The organism is Acidimicrobiales bacterium, from assembly GCA_036273495.1.
Lineage (GTDB): Bacteria > Actinomycetota > Acidimicrobiia > Acidimicrobiales > JAJPHE01 > DASSEU01.
Genome location: DASUHN010000252.1, coordinates 1 through 2,669 on the forward strand (window position 1 = coordinate 1; position 2,669 = coordinate 2,669).

The following is a 2,669-nucleotide window of genomic DNA, read 5'->3' on the forward strand; positions in this document are numbered from 1 at the left end:
AGGGTTGTGCCGAGAGACCGTGACACCGTCGTCCGCCGGGAGGCTCCGTGGCTCGTTCGTTCGCCGTCACCTGGGATTACCGCTGCCCGTTCGCCCGCAACGCCCACGAGGCCGTGGTCAACGGCCTGCGGGAGGGGCGCGACTGGGAGGTGCGGTTCTCTCCCTTCTCGCTCGACCAGACCCATGTCGAGGAGGGCGAAACCCCGGTCTGGGAGCGGGGGCTGGACGACAAGGGCGCCAGCGGCCTCCGGGCCCTGCTCTGGGGCATCGCCGTCCGCGACGCCTTCCCGGAGAACTTCCTCGACTTCCACATCGCCGCCTTCCGCGCCCGCCACGACGAGGGGAAGAAGATCGCCGAGGAGCCCGTGCTGCGCGAGGTCGCCGAGAGCGTCGGCCTCGACGCCTCCGCCGTCGCCGAGGAGGTCGCCTCCGGCCGGCCGCTCAAGGCGCTCATGGCCGAGCACAGCGAGGCCGTCGACCGCTTCTCCGTCTTCGGCGTGCCGACGATCATCGAGGGCGACGAGGCGGTGTTCGTCCGGATCATGGAGCGGGGCAACGTCGACGACTTCGCCCAGGCCCTCGACCTCGTGGGGAGCACCCGGCTCAACGAGTTCAAGCGGACGACGATCCCCCGCTGACGGCCGGCTAGGAGGCTGCTGAGCAAGGCGCTTCCCGGGCGGAGCCCGGGGGCGTAGTTTGGTTGTGGGTCCTCGGGGGCCATGTCCGACCGAAGAGCCGGCGTTTGAGGGGTGTGAGCCGGCCGCGCAGGTGGCTTCGTGCCGAGAGCCGTTCCCTCTTTGACAGCCCCCCGAGGGCCTGTTCATGTGCTGCTGATCAGCCAGGCTCCGTCGTGGGAGAGGCCCAGGTTGGTGAGGCGTTGGAGGTTGATGGCGGCGGCTCGGTGGGCGAGCCAGATGCGGTTGCGGGCTGTGCCTCGGTAGGCCACTCGTCGTCCGGGGCGGACCAGCCAGGCGAGGCTGCGTTCGACCATGGGGCGCCATCGTCGGTAGTCGTCGGCGAAATCACCGTCCCGCCAGGCTCGGCGGGCTTCGGCCAGTTCGGTGTCGTGCTCCGACAGGCTGAGGGTTCGGCCTCCCCGGGCGGTGGTGCAGCGGGCCCGGAGGGGGCAGTTGGTGCAGCGCTGCCTGAAGATGGCGTTCCTGGCGGCGGTGATCTCGACGGTGTGGCCGGCCGGGCAGGTGACAACGCCGGCGGTGTGATCGACGATGAAGTCGTCCCGTCCGAAGCGGCCGGTGTTGGCCATGGGCCAGGGCTTGATGGCCAGATCGTGTTTCCGGTGACGCAGCGCCGCTCGGGTCTCGCCCGAGCCATAGGCGGAATCCGCCAGAACCTGACCGCCCTTGGGTTCGCTGTCCATGAGGTCGACGGCAACGGATCCGTCGGACGTGTTCCCGGGGGTGAGTCGTTGCCCGCAGATCAGTCCGGTGTCGGGTTCGACCACGATGTGGGCCTTGTAGCCGTTGCGGTAGGCGCCGACGGTCTTGTGGATGTGACGCGATTCGGGATCGACGGTCGAGATCACCCGGTCGGGAGCGGTCTTGCGGGCAATCCGCCACGACCCTGCCTGGTCGCCGGGTTCGACGTCCTGGCCGGCCACCAGGGCCAAGAGGCCGACAGCGTCGACGGCCTCGCCGTTGAGCACCACGCCCTCCACGCCGGCCAGCACGGCCAAGGCGTCGTTGACCAGCGCACTAACGAGCTGGTCCCGGGCCTCGGTGTCATCCCAAGCGATGCGGGGCTTGCCGGGCTGGCTGTAGTCGTGCCCGGCCAGATCCAAGGCGGCGGCTTCGGGCACCAGACGCCGCACCCGGCGGATGGCGGCGATCAACTGGGTCACGGTGTCCTGGGTCGCCACCGCATCATCGAGAACGGTCGAATCCAACGCCCGGCGGGTCTTGCCCTTGAGGATTCCGGTCTCGGCGATCACCGCCCGCACCGCGTCGAAGATCCGCTCCGGTTGCTCGCTGGCCCGCAACTTGTTCCGCCACAACGTCAACACCGTCGGGTGGAACCCCGGATCGTCGAGCGGGCGCCCGGCCGCCACCTTCCAGGCAATGTTCACCCTCAACTGATCCAGGGCGTCCCGGTCAGAGAACCCCTCCAACGACTGCAACACCAGCACGGTCGCGATCACATCCGCCGGGACCGAAGGCCGACCCCGACCCGACGGGAACAGATCAGCGAACATCTCGTCCGGGAACAACCGCTGCCGATGCTCCGCCAAAAAAGCAGGCACCGACCCGGCCGGCACGAGATGACCGCACAACGCCGCCGCGTCTAACAGCTCCGGATGGGAATCACTTTTGCCTTGCACCCCACGAGTCTCACCCGCCAGCAACAAAATCGCGAGCACCCAACCCCGGATTGCTCAGCAGACTCCTAGGAGGCGAAGAGCCGCCCTAACCCGGGCACAAACAGAACTCGTTGCCCTCCGGGTCGACCATGACCATCCAGGGGAACGGGCCGGCGAGGGCACCCTCGGCCCGGCGGGCGCCGAGGTCGAGCGCCGAGTCGACCGCCGACTTCACGTCGGGCACCACGAGGTCGAGGTGGAGCCGGTTCTTCCCCGCCTTGGGCTCGGGCACCTGGAGGAACAACAGGTTCGGCCCGTCCTCCGCCAGCTTGGCCAGCTCGGCGTAGTCCTCGCC

3 protein-coding genes are annotated in these 2,669 nt (G+C 69.0%); 1 reads left to right on the forward strand and 2 read right to left on the reverse strand.

What is annotated here, in order from left to right:
* Positions 1-47 precede the first annotated feature (47 nt).
* On the forward strand, positions 48-638 hold the full coding sequence (locus VFW24_10875) for a DsbA family protein (protein ID HEX5267265.1): 591 nt from the start codon (positions 48-50) through the stop codon (positions 636-638).
* A gap of 182 nt (positions 639-820) precedes the next feature.
* Here VFW24_10875 and VFW24_10880 read toward each other — a convergent pair whose 3' ends face one another.
* Together VFW24_10880 and VFW24_10885 are read right to left on the reverse strand one after the other, a co-directional pair.
* Positions 821-2,335 carry an IS1182 family transposase gene (locus tag VFW24_10880; protein HEX5267266.1) on the reverse strand — a complete coding sequence of 505 codons (1,515 nt, stop codon included), beginning with the start codon at positions 2,333-2,335 and terminating at the stop codon, positions 821-823.
* 85 nt (positions 2,336-2,420) lie between these two features.
* Positions 2,421-2,669: VOC family protein (locus VFW24_10885; GenBank protein ID HEX5267267.1), on the reverse strand; the 249-nt coding region annotated here is incomplete at its 5' end.